Consider the following 18309-nt stretch of genomic DNA (forward strand, 5'->3'; position numbering starts at 1 on the left):
TGGGTCCTGCTGGACGGTTGATCAGGCGCTCTTGCGCTGGGCGGCGGCCGGGTTTGCCGGCAGCATCTTCACAGACGACTCCGCCAAGCCATTGTGACCTTCACCATCGACGATGACATGCCAATGGCCGGTTTCGGGGATCGCCAGACGCAGCGGTGATTTTCGCGCAACGCCGCCGACATATTTGAAATCCAGAAGCTCTGTGAATCTTTGGAAATTTCCGGCCGTCATCAAGCGTACGTTGGCGACCGCGTTGAGAGATACTTCAATAATGGTACCAGTACGGATCTCCTTGAGATCGTAGTGGGTGTAGCGAAAATTAGGTTTTGGCATATCGATCTCGTCGTTTTATTCGGCGCAGAGATCATGATTCTGATTTCTTAATTCGAAATTACTTGATGTGTATTCTGTGCGAACTTTTTTAGGCTTGTGGAAGGCAAACTCCCAAAGCTACTGCGAGCTACAAACAGTACGCTGATATCTCAAACGTGTTGGCTGAGCCGTTACCTTCCAAATTGTATTTCCACCTACCACTGCGTGCACCTTATGCTTTTGTCAATTTTTTAAGATTACCAATAATTGATCACATTCGGGGGAATTTGACGTATGAAACATCTCACCATTTCCACGCGGCTTTATGCGCTGGTCGCGTTGTTTCTGGCGATACTGGCGGCGGCGCTGACGTCAAGCCTGTTCGGTGGCTATGGCGGGATGGAGAGGGAGCGCAAGGCGGGGCTGGAAGCGTTGACGCATTCGGCTGTCGGCATTCTCGATCAATATTATCGTCTGGAGCAGAGCGGGACGCTGACCCGGGAGGTCGCTCAGCAACAGGCGAAGGCTTCTATTTCGGCGATGCGCTATGACAATGGCAATGGCTATTTCTGGATCAACGATATGGGTCCGAAAATGGTCATGCATCCGGTGAAGCCGGAGCTGAACGGTGCCGATCTGACAAAGAATAAGGATCCGAACGGCAAGTTCCTCTTTGTCGAATTCGTCAATACCGTGAAGGCAAGCGGGAAGGGCTTTGTTGATTATCAATGGCCGAAGCCCGGCGCGCCTGATCCTGTGGGCAAGTTCTCTTATGTTGAAGGCTTTGCCCCCTGGGGCTGGATCGTCGGCACAGGTGTCTATGTTGACGATCTGAACGCCATGTTCTGGCGCGAGGCAACCCTCTATGTCGGCATTTGCCTGATCAGCGCGCTCGTCGTTCTTGCCGTCGCCACCGCGGTTGTGCGCAGCGTATCAGGCCCGATCGGCAAGCTGAAGACGAGCATGTCGAGTATCGCTGATGGAAACGCCGAGGCGGAGGTGCCGTTCGTCGAACGTCGCAACGAGATCGGCGCCATGGCCAAGACGCTGCTCGTTCTTCGCAACTCCGTCAATGAGCGCAGTCAGTTGCAGCTTCGCGAAGCCGAGCAACAGAAGGCGATCGAGAATACGCGCCGGGAAAGCGAGGACGTGCTTCGCTCCGCCTCCGAGCGCCAAGCCCATTCCATGGACTCGCTCGGCCAGGCTATGGAAAACCTCGCGCGCGGTGATCTTACCGTTCAGGTGGGGCAGGTGGGTGCCGAATATGACAAGCTGCGCGCCGACTTCAACAGCGCCGTTGGCGTCCTTCGGGACGTGATCGCAACGATTTCGCGCAGCAGTGATGTCGTCAACGCCAGCGCCTCCGATATCAGCGAGGCGACGGGTAATCTTTCCCGCCGTACCGAACAGCAGGCAGCGGCCTTGGAAGAGACCGCAGCTGCACTCGATGAGATCACGGCAACGGTTCGCACAGCCTCCGAGCGCGCAAACGAGGCGCGGCAGATGGTAACGGAGACGAAGCAAAGCGCGGGTCGCTCCGGTGATATCGTCCGCAGCGCAGTGGAGGCCATGAACCGGATCGAGGAGTCTTCCCGCAAGATCGGTCAGATCATCGTCGTCATCGATGAAATCGCTTTCCAGACAAACCTGCTCGCCTTGAACGCTGGTGTCGAAGCCGCACGTGCCGGTGAGGCCGGTCGTGGCTTTGCCGTCGTGGCGCAGGAGGTTCGAGAACTTGCTCAGCGTTCCGCCAATGCTGCAAAGGAAATCAAGACGCTGATCAACAGCTCGGCAGAGCAGGTGAGTGGCGGTGTGACACTGGTTCGCTCCACCGGAGAAGCACTGGAGGAGATCGTCTCGCTGGTCAATCGCGTCGACGGCCACGTGAACTCGATTGCCACGGCTGCGCGTGAGCAGGCGACGGGACTGCAGGAGATCAACACCTCCGTCAACCATATGGATCAGATGACCCAGCAGAATGCCGCAATGGTGGAGGAAACCACGGCGGCGAGCGAGACGCTGGCAGAAGAGAGCCGCAAGCTGCATTCGCTGCTGGCGCGGTTCCAGCTTGGAAGCTTTTCTGCTGGAAGCTCAATGTCGCGGGCGGCGTGACTTTCGCTTCCATACCGATAGAGGGGCGTCGCTTGCGGCGCCCTTTTCGTTTTCGCATATGGATGCAACGCTTCGGTCGCAGCTACGAGTGTGCGGATTTCGGGAGCCTGCTGTTTCGTTTCAGAACATACAAGCCTTTGTCGGTCACTTTCTTTGCGTCGACACAAAGGGTTCGTTTACCAGATTTCTTTAGAATTTGATCTGATCGCTGCGTGTTGCGGTCGCTGAAGGTACAGGTTCTGGTATGGCGTATGTTTCCCTTCCGCGTCGTCTTGCGGCGTTGATGACAATGTCGGCGGTGATCGTGTCGTGCTCAGCGGAGGGGCTTGTGCCCCCCGCTGAGGTCGATGGCGCGACACGCGTCAGTTCCATTCGCTCCTCCAGCCGGCAGAATTACAGTGCGCCGCCCGCACCTGTCAGCCAGGATCTTCCCTTCAACGACCATTCCGCCCTGTCGCAGCCGCTGCCGGAGGCGCCGGTATCGCGTGATCCGCTGCTAAGCTCCAGCGGGCAGGGCTACTCGACGCTCGATGCGCAGGCGAGCCGCCTTGCGCCCGTTCAGCCGCAGTCAACCCACATGCCGTCGCAGATGGCGGAGGGTGACGAGGGCGTGAACATGGATGCAGGACTGGGCGTGGCGCCGGGACGGAGCCTTGCGGAGGAACAGGATATGCAGGTGTCCGCTCCTGACAGTGCCGCTTCTCAGCCACCGCAAGCACCGCGTGGGCTTGCCAATCAATCCCGCCTTATTCCGGCGCCGCCAAGCGGTCAGCGTCAGGCGCAGCCCGTGGAAGAGGTGGCGATGCTGATGCCGGACAATCCGGCGCAGGAGCGGCGCATGTCGCAGCCGCCCGGCATGATGCCACCCTCCGAAGTGGCCTGTCGCACCGAGCTTCGCAGATTGGGTGTCGCCTTCCGCGATGTTGCGCGCATTGCCGATGGTCCGACCTGCGGTATCGATTACCCGATAGAGCTTAGCGGTCTCGACAGTGGCGTTGCGATCCGACCGGCTGTGAAGCTGAACTGCCAAGTGACGCTTGCCTTCGCCAAATGGGTGAAGTTCGAACTCGTGCCGTCTTCTCGCTTCCGTTACTTTTCCGGCGTCGGCCGCATCACCCCGATGGGTGGCTACTCCTGCCGCAAGATGAATTCCAGGGCGAGCAACCCCTGGTCTGAGCATGCGCGCGGTAACGCCATCGACATTGGAACGATCACGCTGAAGAACGGCAAGGAGATCGACGTTCGCAAGAAGAGCTTCTTTGCCTTCCGTGAGAAAGGCTTGCTCAAGGCCGTTCGCTCCGACAGCTGCAAGTATTTCTCCACCGTGCTCGGACCGGGTAGCGACCCCAACCATTGGAACCACTTCCACTTCGATCTGCGCACACGCAAGTCCGGTTATCGCCACTGCGATTGATGGCCTTGCTCTTCGATCGGATGGTGGATGTCGACTGCCCAAAAATAGGGCCAAAAAAACAGAGCAGAGTGCGGGGGTAGCCTCTGCCCAAAATAATGTTTTTCAATATGACTGCCGTATGTCTCAAAATGTCGAGCGGTGCTGAAAACCGGACGGGCGCCCTGTGGTGAACAGTCCGCTACCCGTCATGCCGGTTTCTACGACATCAGCATCACATCTTCATGACAGGGACGATAGGAAGATGAGGCCGTTGGTGAAATTTGCGGAACTGCAACCGACGTGTGGTGTTTCCGCTCTCTCCAGCTGACTTTTTGTCTTGATCCCTTTCCGGATGCAAAACGGACAACACTTTTGCTGGAAATGCTTTATATGAGCAGTTCAAGAACGTGCCGAAAGATCATTCATGACGCCTTCCCGCAAACCCATCGTTTCCATCCGCAATCTGACGAAATCTTACGCCAACGGCTTTCAGGCGCTGAAAGGCGTCACCCTTGATATCTACGAGGGCGAGATCCTCGCGTTGTTAGGCCCCAATGGTGCCGGCAAGACGACGTTGATTTCGATCATCTGTGGTCTCGTCAATCCGGGCGAGGGCAGCGTGCTCGTCGGCGGCAGTGATGTCGTCAAGGATTTTCGCAAGACACGCGCTTTGATCGGGCTCGTGCCACAGGAATTGACGACCGACCAGTTCGAGACGGTGTGGAACACGGTGTCGTTTTCCCGCGGATTGCATGGCTATCGTAAAGACCCTCAACTGATCGAGCGCGTTTTGAAATCCCTGTCGCTCTGGGACAAGAAGGACAACATGCTGCGTGAGCTTTCCGGTGGCATGAAGCGCCGCGTGCTGATCGCCAAGGCGCTGGCGCATGAGCCGAAGGTTCTGTTTCTCGACGAGCCGACGGCCGGTGTCGATGTGGCGCTGCGGCGCGACATGTGGAAGGTTGTCGAAGAGCTGCGGTCCGCTGGCGTCACCATCATTCTGACCACCCATTACATCGAAGAGGCCGAGGAAATCGCCGATCGCGTCGGGGTGATCAATGGCGGCGAACTTCTGTTGGTGGAAGAAAAGACTGCGCTGATGCGCAAGCTGGGCCGCAAGCAGCTTTCACTGGAACTCACGACGCCGGTCACCACGCTTCCCGAAAGCCTGTCGCCTTTCCATCTGCAACTCTCCGAAGAGGGTACCTGCCTGACCTATGAGTATGACGGCAATGGAGAGCAGGGGCGGATCGCCGAGCTTTTGTCAGCGCTTGCCGGTGAGGGCATTCATTTCAAGGATATCTCGACACGGCAGAGCTCGCTCGAGGATATTTTCGTCGCATTGGTAGGAGGACAGAAATGAATTTCGAAGCCATCAAGTCCATCTACCTTTTCGAAATGGCACGCACGCGCCGCACGCTTTTGCAAAGCGTGATCTCGCCGGTCATCTCGACATCGCTCTATTTCATCGTCTTCGGCACCGCGATCGGCTCGCGCATCCAGGAGGTCGAGGGCGTTTCCTATGGGGCCTTCATTACGCCGGGCCTCATCATGCTGACCCTGCTGACGCAGTGCGTCAGCAACGGCTCCTTCGGCATCTACTTCCCGAAATTCACCGGCACCGTTTATGAAATTCTCTCCGCCCCGATCTCGATGACGGAGATATTGGCAGGCTATGTCGGAGCAGCGGCGACCAAAGGTCTGATGATCGGTACCATCATCCTGATCACGGCGTCCTTCTTTGTCGATATTTCGATTGCCCATCCGTTCATGATGGTCCTGTTCTTCGTGCTGACGGCCGTCAGCTTCAGCCTGTTCGGCTTCATCATCGGTATGTGGGCGTCGAATTTCGAGCAGCTCAACCTCATTCCGATGCTGGTTGTTCCGCCCTTGACCTTCCTCGGCGGCAGCTTCTACTCGATCAACATGCTGCCGCCCTTCTGGCAGACGGTTAGCCATTTCAATCCGGTGCTTTATCTGATCAGTGGCTTTCGCTGGAGCTTCTACGAGATCGCCGACGTCAATCCGCTGATCAGCATCGTGATGATCATCGGGTTTTTGACCGTGTGCCTCGCCATCGTCAGCTGGATGTTCAGGACGGGTTACAAGCTGCGCAACTGACCGGCCTTACCGATCTCTGAGCGTCAGCTGGTCTGTCTGCATCTGCAACGATCCGAGGGTCGAGAGGAAGGTCATGCCGAGCAGGCTTTGATCCAGCTGACCCTTCTGCGCTACGAGGGCAGGGACATTGCGCCGAACAATCGGACCGACCCCGATCTCCGAAAGACGCACGGGGGCTGCCGATGTGCGTCCATTGGCAGTCATCACCGAGACGGTATAATTCAGATTGTCCGGATTGATGCCGATTGCCTCGGCGTCGGCATTGGATAGGACGACGGAGCTTGCACCGGTATCCACCAGCATATGGACAGAGACACCGTTGATCGTGGCATCGGCCTCGAAATGGCCGCCCATGGATTTGCTGAGGATGACTTCCTGGACACCGTCGGATGTCGTCGTCACCACGGCGCGACCGGGAATGAGGCCTGCCATCAGCCTGTCGCCGAAACGCTGCAGGTCTCCCCGGTAAAGATAACCTGCGGCCAGCCCCAAGATGATGACGAGCCAGATGGCCAGTTGTCGAAGCACCGTAGGCAGGTTGCCGCGACTGCCTGCCAGAATGCCGGCCGCTAGAAGAACGGCAATCGGCGTCAGATAGAGCGCGCTGGCGAATCGATCATTTTCGATGCCGAAGGTCTGTCCGCTGCTGTTGTTGATCAAGAGAAGTGCCAAACCGATGCCAAGGATGAGAAGAACCAAAGTCAGCCTGTTCATGCATTCTCCATTCCTGTCGCCTTCGTGGTCCTGCGTCTGTGTAACTCACTCATGATCCTGTGCCTTTCAGCGGCGGTAAAGCCGCTCCAGCCGGTGATTTCAGCGATTGTCCGGTGGCAACCGGTGCAAAGACCTTCAGGGCTGAGCTGGCAGACGTGAATGCAAGGTGTTTCCATCGTTTTCATATCTGTTCTTTAGGCAAGGAGAGCAAGAGCGACCAGCATCACGATCTCGGTGATTTGCTGTGTTGCGCCAATCGTATCGCCGGTATGCCCGTCGATCTTGCGGAGGCACAGGTGTTTGAAGAGGTGCGTGGCCGCGAAAGAGGCGGCGATCGCGACGATTGCGGCGACTATGGTGTATGACAAAAACAGCACCACGCAGGCGATGCCGATGCCGTAGGCAAGAGCGTGGTTTCGATCGATTGGTCCTGGCTGGCCAATGGAGGCTGCGACGCCAGCTTGGCGGGCAGGTGGAAGACCATGCCAGTGGCACACCATCATGGCACGGCTGAAGCTTGCCACGGCGATCAGGGAGGACGCACTTGCAGGCCATGGCAGCTCGCGGATCAGGACGGCAATGGCCGCAACTCTCACCATGAAGGAAAGGATCAGCGCGATGGCGCCATAACTTCCGAGGCGGCTGTCCTTCATGATGGTGAGGGACCGCTCCTTGTCCGCCCCGCCGCCAAAACCATCCGCGGTGTCTGCCAGCCCGTCCTCATGCAAGGCGCCTGTGAGAGCCGTAGCAACCGCCAAAGCCAATGTCGCGGTCAGCAACGGGTCGGCGTGCGCGTGATAGAGGACGGAGACGAGAATGGCGGATGGCAGGGCGATCAGCACCCCGGCTATGGGGAAGACACCGGTGGCGGCCAGCATGTCTACCTTGCGACCTTGAAAGAAGCTGTCATGGACAGGGATGCGACTGAGAAAGCTGAGTGCGTGCATGACCCGTGTCAGAAAACCGTCCAGGATCAATCCGCTCTCCCGCATTTCGAAAGACCAATGTTGCGCTGTCGACGAGCGTCATAGTATCGCAAAACCGTGTCCTTGGTTTGCGCCGCATGCTTTAGAGGTTGTCCCTCTGCCCGTCCCCGATTATGAGAGGCGCAACAAAGACCGATTTGCCGGAAAACACAAGTCTTCGGCATGAGAGAAAGATCGATACCATGAGCGTGAGCGGCCTGCCTTTCGACGATTTTCGTGTTCTTTTGCGTGACCTGCCGGGACCGGATACGTACGCGCTGGTTGCCGCCAAGGAGCGCAATGCGCAGTTGACCAAGCCTGCCGGTTCGCTGGGTCGTCTGGAAGAGATTGCCATGTGGCTTGCCGCCTGGTCGGGTCGCGCACCCGCCGTCAACCGTCCGCTTGTCGCGATTTTTGCCGGCAACCACGGTGTGACCCGCAACGGCGTGACGCCTTATCCATCCTCCGTGACGCAGCAGATGGTGGAGAACTTCGCGGCAGGCGGTGCCGCGATCAACCAGATCTGCGTAACCCACGATCTCGGTCTCAAGATTTTCGACCTTGCCCTCGATTACCCAACCGGTGACATCACCTGCGAGGCAGCACTCTCCGAGCGGGATTGCGCCGCCACCATGGCCTTCGGTATGGAAGCGATCGCAGGCGGTACCGATCTTCTCTGCATCGGGGAAATGGGCATCGGTAACACGACGATTGCTGCTGCCATCAATCTGGCGCTTTATGGCGGTACGGCTGAAGAGTGGACCGGTCCTGGCACGGGCTCTCAAGGTGAAGTCATGGAGCGGAAGATCGCCGCTGTGAAGGCGGCCGTGGAGTTCCACAAGGATCATCTCTCCGACCCACTGGAAATTATGCGCAGACTGGGCGGTCGCGAAATCGCCGCCATGGCCGGCGCGATCCTGGCAGCCCGTGTGGAAAAGATACCTGTCCTGATCGACGGCTATGTGGCAACCGCCGCTGCCGCTCTTCTGAAAGCCGCAAACCCCGCGGCCCTCGATCACTGCCTGATCGGCCATGTGTCCGGCGAGCCGGGCCACATGGCGGCGGTGGAGCGGCTGGGCAAAACGCCACTTCTCGCACTTGGCATGCGTCTTGGTGAGGGAACCGGTGCTGCACTTGCAGCCGGTATCGTCAAGGCTGCTGCTGCCTGCCACTCCGGCATGGCGACCTTTGCGCAGGCCGGCGTCGATACCGGTGCTGCGCACCATTGAGGCGATGATGGACAACCTTCCCAAGAGCCCAGTGTCAGAGCCAGTCTTCCGCAAGGAAACCGGCTTTCGCCATCTGCTTGCCGCCGCACGCTATTCGCTGCAAGGGCTTCAGCGCCTCTGGCAAGAGGCGGCGTTTCGTCATGAAGTGATTGCCTTGGGTGCAGGACTTGTTTTCCTGGCAGCCATCAACGCACCTCTGGTGCATGATCTGATCTTCATCCTGCTGATGCTGCTGCTTTTCTGTGTGGAAGCGCTCAATACGGCGATCGAGGAAATCGTCGATCGCGTTTCGCCGGAGTTTTCCAGCGCTGCCCGCAACGCCAAGGATCTGGGTTCCTTTGCGGTCTTCTGCCTTCTGCTCGCCAATGGCGGTTTTGTTCTCTACTCGTTGATTTCAACGGTGTTCTTCAGCGTCAGCGCGCTCTGATTCAGGCAAAAGACCGCTTGCGTGGCTGCACCGCCTGCACGTCTTCAACGGCGGGCACGGTTTGCAGGATACGCTTGGCCGGCAGGATCGCGATTGTTTCCGTCCCCTCGCGCAGTTTCGATTTCAGCACGAACTGACCATCATGCTTCGAGAGAATGGCCTGAACGATCGGCAGGCCAAGACCTGTCCCTTGCTCTGCACTCTTGATCGCAATCGATCCCTGGCCGAAGGCAGAGAGCACCACTGGAATTTCTTCTTCCGGAATGCCCGGACCATTGTCCTTGATCGAGACATATTGGCCGCCACGCGCGGTCCAACCGGCCTTGATTGAAATCTCGCCGCCCTGCGGAGTGAATTTGACGGCATTGGACAGGAGGTTGAGGATCACTTGGCGGAGCGCCTTTTCATCCGCCCACACGCTCGGCAGGCTGCGCTCGAACTGCTGGACGATGCGGATATTCTTGCCGCGTGCGCGCAGCTGTATCATGCCGACGCAGTCTTCGGCGATCTCTAGGAGTGAGACGGCCTCTTCCTGCAACTCGTACCGGCCTGCCTCGATACGCGAAAGATCGAGAATCTCGTTGATCAGATCAAGCAGGTGCTGGCCGGAGCGGTGGATATCGCCTGAATATTCCTTGTAGAGCGGGTTGTTGAGCGGCCCGAGGATTTCCGATGCCATGACTTCGGAAAAGCCGAGGATGGCGTTGAGCGGTGTGCGCAGCTCATGCGACATGGATGCCAGAAAGCGGGACTTCGCGAGATTGGCTTCCTCAGCCCGGCGCCTTGCCTCGTCCGACATGGACTTTGCCACTTCCAGCTCGGCGATCAGGTCGTCCTTTTCTGACTGGAAAGACAGGAGCTTGATGCTGGAATTGTGCAGACGCCTGGTGATGTAATGGCAAAACAGCATGGCCATGAAAAACATCAGCGCCATGCCGATTGCCATCGGATCCTGCGAGGTGGCGGCATTGATGCCCAGTGCCATCAGCACTGGAAGAAAAGTCATCAAGATCGCCCGCCGCAACATGAAGTTGGACATGGCGGTGATGGAAAGCGCGATGAGCAGCGTGGCGCCTTTGTAGAACATCGGCAAGGCCGCGTCCTTGGCACCCATCGGGTAGCCAGCAAAAAGCGCCCAGATCAGGCCAATGATGATCTGCACGGCAAGGAATGTGCTGACCCAGCGGTTGACGTTTGCGGGCGTGATGGTCTGCTTTTGAGCCTTGCGGGCAAAGATCAGCGCGAGGGCGTGGCCGCTCAGCGCCAGAAGGGTCCAGCCAACAATCTCGATGTCGCGGGTAATGTAGACGCCGATGCCGGTTGCCAGCAGGATGAAGAGCGGCATGATGGTTGCGCCGTACAGCGTCTCTGCGATATGCATCTGCAGCATTTCGCACTCGAAGGCCACGGTGCCGACACCGCCATATTGCAGCCGCTCGCGCGTCGACTTCACAGCATCGAACACGGCTTTGTTACGCCGCGTGCGAGACCGATCGACGATGTTCTTGTCGGCTATGTTGCTGGCGCTTTTACTCATCTACTGAACGAAACCGATGCGAGATGTTTGCACGTTACCGGTAAAGTCTTAAGAAGATGCTGCCGCGAAAGGATTTGTTTGCCATTTCTGCAAAGGGTTTGTTGGGATATGAGACGAAAGTCAGGCAGGAGATTTTCTCCGGTGAAGGACGGAATCATTCTGCTTTTGCTGATCGTTCTGGGGGCCTTGATCATGGCGAAGGTCGATGGTCTCAATGATCGGCAGTTCTCCGGTAGCTTCGTCGCGATTGACGGAGATACGCTTGCGCTCGGTGCTTCCCGTTATCGGTTGGTCGGGATCGATGCGCCTGAGCTTCGTCAGGATTGCGGAGCGGGTGATGGAACCTGGGCATGTGGACATGCGGCTAAGGATTTCGTCAGAGAGGTTCTGGAGACAAGCGAGGTCGAGTGTGCCGGCGGTAGCAAAGATCGGTATTCCCGTTTTCTCGTCCGCTGTTCCGTCAATGGTGCAGACCTGGGCAGCCTCATCGTCTCTGAAGGTCTGGCTGTGACCACGGAATATTTCCTCTACGCCAAGGAGGAGGACCATGCGCGGGAGGAAAAGCTTGGCCTCTGGAGTGGAGCATTCGAAAACCCCAGGGACTGGCGACGGGAGCAGAAGACAATGGAAGCCGATGCGCCGCGGGCAGGGCCTTTGACGGTGCTGCGCCATGCCTTCGGCTGGTGACATGAGCGTGACTGTGGAGGGGGATATCCAGGAGGCATTGATCGAGCGATTGCGCGACAGCATCGCGCGATGTCGGATCTGCCGGGACACGCCGCTGAAGGGCGAAGGCGACCGGTTGCCGCATGAGCCCAGACCGGTCGCTGTCATCTCGGCCAAGGCTAAAATCTTGATTGCCGGGCAGGCGCCTGGACTTCGTGTGCATGAAAGCGGTCTGCCATTCAATGATGCCTCCGGCGACCGACTGCGCACGTGGCTGAATGTCGACCGGGACATGTTTTACGATGCGGATCGGTTCGCCATTGTGCCGATGGGCTCTTGCTTTCCCGGATATGACGAGCGCGGCAGCGACCTGCCGCCCCGGCGGGAATGCGCACCGCGCTGGCGCGATGAGGCGATGTCCGCCATGCCCCAGATCGAGCTTGTGCTGGCGATTGGCCAATATGCGCAAGCCTATCATCTTGGCGGCCGCCGCAAGAAAAGCATGACGGAAACTGTGCAGAACTGGCGAAACTATCTGCAAACCAATACGGGCATTCCCGTGCTGCCTCTACCGCATCCGAGTTGGCGCAATACCTCCTGGTTGCGAAAGAACCCTTGGTTCGAGCAGGAGATACTGCCGACCCTCCGTCAGCATGTGGAAATTCTCACGCGATGAAACAAATTTCTTTTTCTTCGTTTTTTTTAGTGTAAATAGAGGAAAATAATTCCGTAGGAGAGAAGATTGGACCGTCTCGACCGTAAAATTCTGCGTATTCTGCAAGAGGATTCCACACTGGCTGTTGCCGACCTTGCAAAGAAGGTCGGGCTTTCCACGACGCCCTGTTGGCGGCGTATTCAGAAGATGGAAGAGGATGGCGTCATCCGTCGTCGCGTGGCGATTCTGGATGCGGCGAAGGTCAATACCAAGGTCACGGTTTTCGTTTCCATCCGCACCGCGTCTCACTCCATCGAGTGGCTGAAGCGCTTTTCGGAGGTTGTTTCCGAGTTTCCGGAAGTGGTCGAATTCTACCGTATGAGCGGTGACGTGGATTATCTGTTGCGCGTCGTCGTACCGGATATCGCTGCTTATGATGCCTTCTACAAGCGGATGATCGCCAAGATCGAAATTCGCGACGTGTCATCGGTATTTGCCATGGAGCAGATCAAGTACACGACGGAACTGCCGCTCGATTACATGATCCTGGACAATCCAAAGTCTGGCGAAGAGTGATCGGCCGTTTCAACTGATACTCATTCCCGCGCTGATCGCGGGAATGAGTAGAGACACGCTCAGCCCTTGAACTTCGCGATGACCAGATGGCCGGGTGTCGGCTCGCCATCCTGCATGCGCACGTTGATGTCGGTGACCTCGATCACATCAAAGCCCGTCGCGGTCAGGCGTTCGCGCACGTAGGTTTCCGCGTGGGCAAAACGCTGATGCGCGCCGACGATGTAGGGTCTGCCAGCCATTTTATCGTCGGGGAGGGTCTCTGACGAAAAGACCAAGATGCCGCCTTTCACCATGTTTTCTGCGGCTCCGAAGAACAACGGTTCGAGGGCGCCGAGATAGGGCAGCACGTCCGTTGCGGTGATCAGATCGAAAGCTTCGTCGTCATTGTCTTCGAGGAAATCCTCGACTTCGGCGACGTAGAGCGTCTCGTAGACATCCTTTTCATGGGCGATTTCAACCATGTTTTCGGAGATGTCTATGCCGGTGATGTCGTCGGCCATGTCTCGAAGCGCTTCGCCTGTGAGGCCGGTGCCGCAACCAAGATCGAGCATGCGCTTGAAGGGACCGAGTTCAAGCGTCTGCAATCGCTGACGCACCATCATTGGGGCGGCATAGCCAAGCTGTTCGACCAGAATGTCTTCAAAGGCTTCCGCGTGCTGATCGAAGAGCGTTTCGACATAGGCGTCCGGTGCCTTGGGCGGCGCTTCGCCTCTTCCCATCGATGCGATGCGCACGGCGGCACCGCCATGATCTTCGGGATCGATTGCAAGAACCTCTTCGTAAGCCTTCACCGCGGCGTCGATATCACCCGCCTTTTCGAGCGCGAGCGCGCGGTTATAGGCTTCTGCAAGAGCCTCTTCATCGATCTTGGCGTTCTTGGTCATGGCGTTCATCAGGCTCCGCTTCGTTGGAAGCCTGATTAAGCCGCAACGCTTTTGCGCGCAATGTTTTGTTTCACGGTCCTGTTCGACGCCGAAGGCACATCCGTGCGGACATTTATGTCAGTGCAGGATGAATTCGCCCTTCAACGAGCGCCATTCCTGGGCCGATATCAGCTTGCGGTGGACGTAGCGCACCGAGTGCAGTGGGCCGTCCAGCTTTTCCTGCCAGAATTTCAGGAAGCCGTGCATTTCCGGAAAGTCGGGTGCGAGATCATAGTTCTGCCAGAGATAGCTCTGAAGGACGGAAGGGTGATCCGGCATGCGATAAAGGATTTCGGCTGTGGTGAGACCATAGCCTTTCAGCATCATTTCCATGTCTTGGTTCATGTGGCTGTTCCCATTCTATTGATCGCCGACACACCGAGGTGTCATCGACAATGGGAACATGACATGGTTAATCAAAGCTTGCCAAGAAACCGAGATGTCACAAATTATTTATATTTCTCAGTGTGTTAGCATCCTGCCCCTGTGAGTGCTGCCAATCTCTCATCGCTTAAGGTGGCGTGTCAACCGCGCTTCCACGCCTGCCCAGACATGGCGCAGGATTTCCACCATCGAGAGGTAGAAGATCGCTGCCCAGAGATAGGCCTGGAAGTCGAATGTGCGGGAATAGGCGTATCGGGTCTGACCCATCAGGTCGAAGACAGTGACGATGGAAACGACCGCCGAGCCTTTGATCATCAGAATGATTTCGTTGCCGTAGGGGCGAAGCGCCACGATCAATGCCTGCGGCAGAACGACCTTCCAGAATGTCACCGGCTTGGAAATGCCAAGCGATGCGGCGCCCTCATGCTGGCCTCGCGGAACGCTTTGGACTGCGCCGCGCAGGATCTCGGCCTGATAGGCGGCGGTGTTCAGCGTCAATGAAAGAAGCCCACAATACCACGCGTCGCGGAAGAACCACCACAGGCCGACGGCCTCAAGCTCGGTACGAAAGCCACCGAGGCCGTAATAGATGAGGAAAAGCTGCGCCAGAAGTGGCGTGCTGCGAAAGAGATAGACATAGGCGAACGCAATGGCGCTTACGATCCTATTCTTCGACATGCGGGCGAAAGCAATCGGAGCAGACAGGACAGCGCCAAGGATCAAAGCAAGGCCGACGAGGCTGACCGTCGTCCACAATCCATCGATATAGCGCCAGCCATAGCGCGCGATCTTATCCGGGTCCCAGTCCAGGATTAGCGAAAGCACCAGACCGACGAACAGCATGGCCCAGAGAGTGACGATGACATAGCCCGCGATCCGCGCGAATGAGAAACGCCGCGCAGGAGCGGGTGGTGCGGGTCTTGCCTCAATCAAATGGTCGATATGGCTCATCTCTGCACCTCCGAGCGGCGCGCCCAGCGGTCGATATAGCCAATGCCTATCGAGGAAATGAGAGCGAGAATGAGGTAGAGCAGGCAGGCAATGCCGTAAAACAGAAACGCATCCTTGGTCACCCGTGCGGCGATACCGGTCTGGCGCACGATATCCGCCAACCCAATGATCGAGACGTAGGACGTGTCCTTCAACAGAATGACCCAGAGATTCGTCATGCCGGGAAGGGCGATACGCACGAGCTGCGGGATGATGATGAGAACCATGGTGCGGCCGCGCGACAGGCCAAGCGCATCACCCGCCTCATATTGCCCCTTGGGAATGGCGCGAAACGCAGATAGCAGCACTTCGGACGAGTAGGACGAGAAGACGACCGAAAGCGCAATCATGCCCGCAACGAAGGCGTTGATCTCGATGGGGCCGGTAAAGCCGAGATAACCGCCGATCGTCTGGAGCAGGATCTGCATGCCGTAATAGACGATGAAGAGGGTCAGGAGCTCGGGTAGACCACGGAAGATCGTGGTGTAGATGCCGACGGCGAGACGGAGGGATTTCTCCTGCGATTGCGCGGCTAGCGCGATCAGGAAACCCAGGAACAGCCCGACGGGAAGCGTGGCGAGGGCCACGGAAATTGTCACCTTCACACCGAACGCAATTTCGTCGCCCCAGCCATCGCCACAGGCGAGAAGGGTGCCGTTGCCAAAGAGTGAGAAGATACCGACCGGACCACAGAACGGGTCGAACAGATATGTGAGATAGGTCCAGAACGAACCTATGGCGGAAAACACTCCGCTCATGCCAACTTCCCCCGCGGTCTGCGCCGCTTTCATATTTGTTTTATGAAGGTGTTCTCAAACAAAAATGGCGGAAGGGCAACCCTCCCGCCACGATATTTCAACATGAGAAACAGGCTTACTGGCCGTAGACGTCGAAATCGAAGTACTTGTCGTTGATCTCTTTGTACTTGCCATTGGCGCGGATGGCCTTGATCGCCGCACTGAACTTGTCGGCGAGAGCCTTGTCGCCCTTGCGAACGGCAATGCCCGCGCCCTTGCCGTTGATCTGTTCATCGACAGGCATAGCCGTCAGGATCTTGCAGCATGCGCCAGCGTCCGACTTCACCCACTGCGACAGAACCACGATATCGTCGATGACGCCATCGATGCGGCCATTGGTGATGTCGAGCTTGTACTCGTCAGCCGTTGGATAGAGCTTCAGCTCGGAATCAGCCAGGTGCTTTTCAGCATAGTTGGCGTGCGTGGTGGAGCCCTGCGCGCCGATTGTCTTGCCCTTCAGGTCCTCAACGGACTTGATCGGCGAGTCCTTCGGTACGGCGATCGCCGGAGGCGTGTTGTAGTACTTCTCGGAGAAGTCCACCTTTTCAAGGCGCTCAGGCGTGATCGACATGGAGGCAACGATGGCGTCGAATTTCTTCGCCTGAAGGGCCGGAATGATACCGTCCCAGTCATTGGTGACGAAGGTGCATTCGGCCTTCATCTGTTCGCAGAGCGCCTTGGCGATATCGATATCGAAGCCGGTCAGCTTTCCGTCAGCCTCCAGAACGTTGAATGGCGGATAGGCGCCTTCCGTGCCGATGACGATCTTGTCCTGCGCCATGGCGGAGCCAGCAAACAGCGACAAGGCTGCAATGGAAGCTGCAGCAAACAGACGGGTGGGGTTCAGCATTTAGATCCTCTCTTTCGGCGATACGACGCACGCCTCATTTATGTTCTGCGTGCGTGAAGATTTTGGCACTCCGCGCGCGGTCGAGGCCGGTTGCGGATGCTTGCCGGGATACTCATCCCGTTGCAAAAAAAATGCAACATCATTGTTTTGCGCTGCGACAGCCTCCTCAATAAATCGATTTGAATTGCCGCCACATGCTTAAAATTCAGGGAACAAAATATGGCGCTTATGCGTAGTAAGGAAGCCTTATAATTTCAGGCGACAATTCATTTTTTTCAGACGACGGTTCCCGATTTTCGGCCTCCGCCTCCACCTCCAGGAGGAATTTTCATGGGTATCACGCACAGCATTCAGGCGCTCACACCTGCGCAGCGCAACACCGTCATCGCCAGCTTCCTCGGCTGGACTCTCGACGCCTTCGATTTCTTCATCCTTGTTTTTGTCATCAAGGATATCGCGAAGGAGTTCAATACAAGCATCCCTGCGGTCTCGATCGCAATTTTCCTGACGCTTGCCATGCGGCCGATCGGCGCGCTCATCTTTGGCCTTGCATCCGACCGTTACGGTCGCCGCATCACGCTCATGGTCGACGTCCTTCTTTATTCGGCCCTTGAGCTTCTCTCCGGCTTCTCGACCGGGCTTACGATGTTCATCGTCCTGCGTCTGCTCTATGGCATCGCCATGGGCGGCGAATGGGGTGTCGGCGCGTCACTGACCATGGAAACGGTGCCGCCGCAAGCGCGTGGCTTCGTCTCCGGCCTGCTCCAGGCGGGCTACCCGGCTGGCTACTTGCTGGCATCGATCGTCTTCTTTCTGCTCTACCCGATCATTGGCTGGAGAGGCATGTTCTTCGTCGGCGCTCTGCCCGCGCTGATCGTTCTCTACATCCGGCGCAGCGTCGAGGAATCCCCCGCGTTCCTTCAACGCAAGAGCCGACCTCAGCAACCATTCATGACTGTCTTGAAGAAGAATACTCCACTCTTCATCTGGACTGTGATCCTGATGACGGCGTTCAATTTCCTCAGCCACGGCACGCAGGACATCTACCCAACCTTCCTGGAAACGCAGCGGGGTTATGACAGCCACACCACAGGCGCCATTGCGATCGTTTACAACATCGGGGCGATTTGCGGTGGTCTGTTCTTCGGCGCTCTTTCGCAACGAATTGGCCGCCGAAAGGCAATTGTGATTGCTGCGCTTCTGGCCATTCCGGCCGCTTGGTTCTGGGTTTATGCTCCCGGCGCCGTCCTGCTTGCCATCGGTGCTTTCGTGCTGCAGTTCTTCGTCCAGGGTGCATGGGGCGTTATCCCCGTTCACTTGAACGAACTCTCGCCGGACGAAGTGCGTGGCACATTCCCAGGCTTTGCCTACCAGCTTGGAAACCTGCTGGCCTCTGGCAACGCAACCCTGCAGACTACACTGGCCGCCCACTGGCAGGGGGAGTACGCTCTGGCGCTGTTCAGCGTTGCCGTTGTCGTTGCCTGCGCGGTCGCCCTGCTGGCCGGGTTCGGATATGAAAAGCGCAACGTCCAGTTTGGCGTTCCAGATGACCAACCGGTTGGACCTGCGCCGTCAGCGCGGCGAAGAACGGCTTGAAATTTGCGCTGGACGACGGCGGGTTCATCTCCGCCGTCGTTGCGATGTGATGGGCATGGCGG

General features: G+C 57.5%; 20 protein-coding genes. 10 read left to right on the plus strand and 10 right to left on the minus strand.

Going from position 1 to position 18309, the window contains the following annotated elements:
- Window positions 1-21: 21 nt before the first annotated feature.
- Window positions 22-333 carry a DUF1883 domain-containing protein gene (locus tag ACTJK5_RS04235; protein WP_062427504.1) on the minus strand — a complete coding sequence of 104 codons (312 nt, stop codon included), beginning with the start codon at window positions 331-333 and terminating at the stop codon, window positions 22-24.
- A 273-nt stretch (window positions 334-606) separates the two neighbouring features.
- Here ACTJK5_RS04235 and ACTJK5_RS04240 point away from each other — a divergent pair, with 273 nt between their 5' ends.
- From ACTJK5_RS04240 to ACTJK5_RS04255, 4 genes are all read left to right on the plus strand, one after another.
- The gene (locus tag ACTJK5_RS04240; RefSeq protein WP_440611904.1) at window positions 607-2424 is read left to right on the plus strand and encodes a methyl-accepting chemotaxis protein; all 1818 of its coding nucleotides are present in this window, start codon (window positions 607-609) and stop codon (window positions 2422-2424) included.
- A gap of 244 nt (window positions 2425-2668) precedes the next feature.
- Window positions 2669-3838 carry an extensin family protein gene (locus ACTJK5_RS04245; protein ID WP_440611905.1) on the plus strand — a complete coding sequence of 390 codons (1170 nt, stop codon included), beginning with the start codon at window positions 2669-2671 and terminating at the stop codon, window positions 3836-3838.
- A 403-nt stretch (window positions 3839-4241) separates the two neighbouring features.
- Entirely contained in the window at window positions 4242-5180 is a 939-nt protein-coding gene (locus ACTJK5_RS04250) for an ATP-binding cassette domain-containing protein (protein WP_112358250.1), read from the plus strand.
- Window positions 5177-5938 carry an ABC transporter permease gene (locus ACTJK5_RS04255; protein ID WP_062427500.1) on the plus strand — a complete coding sequence of 254 codons (762 nt, stop codon included), beginning with the start codon at window positions 5177-5179 and terminating at the stop codon, window positions 5936-5938. The genes ACTJK5_RS04250 and ACTJK5_RS04255 overlap by 4 nt, the downstream gene beginning before the upstream one ends.
- Window positions 5939-5944: 6 nt before the next feature.
- Here ACTJK5_RS04255 and ACTJK5_RS04260 read toward each other — a convergent pair whose 3' ends face one another.
- The 3 genes from ACTJK5_RS04260 to cobS are packed head-to-tail and all read right to left on the minus strand — an operon-like array spanning window position 5945 to window position 7629.
- On the minus strand, window positions 5945-6652 hold the full coding sequence (locus ACTJK5_RS04260; protein ID WP_440611906.1) for a retropepsin-like aspartic protease family protein: 708 nt from the start codon (window positions 6650-6652) through the stop codon (window positions 5945-5947).
- Window positions 6649-6837 carry a DUF1289 domain-containing protein gene (locus tag ACTJK5_RS04265; RefSeq protein WP_440611907.1) on the minus strand — a complete coding sequence of 63 codons (189 nt, stop codon included), beginning with the start codon at window positions 6835-6837 and terminating at the stop codon, window positions 6649-6651. The genes ACTJK5_RS04260 and ACTJK5_RS04265 overlap by 4 nt, the downstream gene beginning before the upstream one ends.
- 9 nt (window positions 6838-6846) lie before the next feature.
- On the minus strand, window positions 6847-7629 hold the full coding sequence (gene cobS, locus ACTJK5_RS04270) for an adenosylcobinamide-GDP ribazoletransferase (protein WP_440611908.1): 783 nt from the start codon (window positions 7627-7629) through the stop codon (window positions 6847-6849).
- Window positions 7630-7820: 191 nt separating this feature from the next.
- On the opposite strand from cobS, the gene cobT reads away from it, so the two are divergent.
- Window positions 7821-8846 carry a nicotinate-nucleotide--dimethylbenzimidazole phosphoribosyltransferase gene (gene cobT, locus ACTJK5_RS04275; RefSeq protein WP_112519215.1) on the plus strand — a complete coding sequence of 342 codons (1026 nt, stop codon included), beginning with the start codon at window positions 7821-7823 and terminating at the stop codon, window positions 8844-8846.
- Between the two features lie 7 nt (window positions 8847-8853).
- Window positions 8854-9273 carry a diacylglycerol kinase gene (locus ACTJK5_RS04280; protein WP_440612559.1) on the plus strand — a complete coding sequence of 140 codons (420 nt, stop codon included), beginning with the start codon at window positions 8854-8856 and terminating at the stop codon, window positions 9271-9273.
- A gap of 1 nt (window position 9274) precedes the next feature.
- On the opposite strand, the gene ACTJK5_RS04285 is transcribed toward ACTJK5_RS04280, so the two are convergent.
- Window positions 9275-10810 carry a sensor histidine kinase gene (locus tag ACTJK5_RS04285; RefSeq protein ID WP_062427496.1) on the minus strand — a complete coding sequence of 512 codons (1536 nt, stop codon included), beginning with the start codon at window positions 10808-10810 and terminating at the stop codon, window positions 9275-9277.
- Window positions 10811-10951: 141 nt separating this feature from the next.
- Between ACTJK5_RS04285 and ACTJK5_RS04290 the strand changes: the two genes are divergently transcribed.
- The 3 genes from ACTJK5_RS04290 (at window position 10952) to ACTJK5_RS04300 (ending at window position 12707) form a co-directional block, all read left to right on the plus strand.
- A complete protein-coding gene (locus tag ACTJK5_RS04290; protein WP_440611909.1) occupies window positions 10952-11497 on the plus strand; it encodes a thermonuclease family protein in 546 nt (181 codons plus the stop codon).
- A 1-nt stretch (window position 11498) separates the two neighbouring features.
- Complete coding sequence (locus ACTJK5_RS04295) at window positions 11499-12152, plus strand: uracil-DNA glycosylase family protein (RefSeq protein WP_440611910.1); 654 nt, start codon at window positions 11499-11501, stop codon at window positions 12150-12152.
- 66 nt (window positions 12153-12218) lie between these two features.
- Window positions 12219-12707, plus strand: coding sequence for an Lrp/AsnC family transcriptional regulator (locus tag ACTJK5_RS04300; protein WP_062427493.1), 489 nt, complete (start codon window positions 12219-12221; stop codon window positions 12705-12707).
- Between the two features lie 59 nt (window positions 12708-12766).
- Here ACTJK5_RS04300 and ACTJK5_RS04305 read toward each other — a convergent pair whose 3' ends face one another.
- From ACTJK5_RS04305 to ACTJK5_RS04325, 5 genes are all read right to left on the minus strand, one after another.
- Window positions 12767-13591 (minus strand): methyltransferase domain-containing protein, encoded by an 825-nt coding sequence (locus tag ACTJK5_RS04305; protein ID WP_440612560.1) that lies wholly within the window; start codon window positions 13589-13591, stop codon window positions 12767-12769.
- A gap of 117 nt (window positions 13592-13708) precedes the next feature.
- Window positions 13709-13975, minus strand: a complete 267-nt coding sequence (locus ACTJK5_RS04310) for an usg protein (protein WP_062440802.1) — start codon at window positions 13973-13975, stop codon at window positions 13709-13711.
- A gap of 159 nt (window positions 13976-14134) precedes the next feature.
- Window positions 14135-14965: an ABC transporter permease gene (locus tag ACTJK5_RS04315; protein WP_112955053.1), complete on the minus strand. Its 831-nt coding sequence runs from the start codon at window positions 14963-14965 to the stop codon at window positions 14135-14137.
- Window positions 14962-15762, minus strand: coding sequence for an ABC transporter permease (locus ACTJK5_RS04320; protein WP_062427557.1), 801 nt, complete (start codon window positions 15760-15762; stop codon window positions 14962-14964). The genes ACTJK5_RS04315 and ACTJK5_RS04320 overlap by 4 nt, the downstream gene beginning before the upstream one ends.
- Before the next feature lie 115 nt (window positions 15763-15877).
- Entirely contained in the window at window positions 15878-16651 is a 774-nt protein-coding gene (locus tag ACTJK5_RS04325) for an ABC transporter substrate-binding protein (protein WP_062427490.1), read from the minus strand.
- A 330-nt stretch (window positions 16652-16981) separates the two neighbouring features.
- Between ACTJK5_RS04325 and ACTJK5_RS04330 the strand changes: the two genes are divergently transcribed.
- A complete protein-coding gene (locus ACTJK5_RS04330; RefSeq protein ID WP_113260529.1) occupies window positions 16982-18247 on the plus strand; it encodes an MFS transporter in 1266 nt (421 codons plus the stop codon).
- The last annotated feature ends 62 nt before the right edge of the window (window positions 18248-18309 follow it).

The organism is Agrobacterium sp. 22094 (genome assembly GCF_052046015.1).
In the GTDB taxonomy this organism is placed as follows: Bacteria; Pseudomonadota; Alphaproteobacteria; order Rhizobiales; family Rhizobiaceae; genus Agrobacterium; species Agrobacterium cavarae.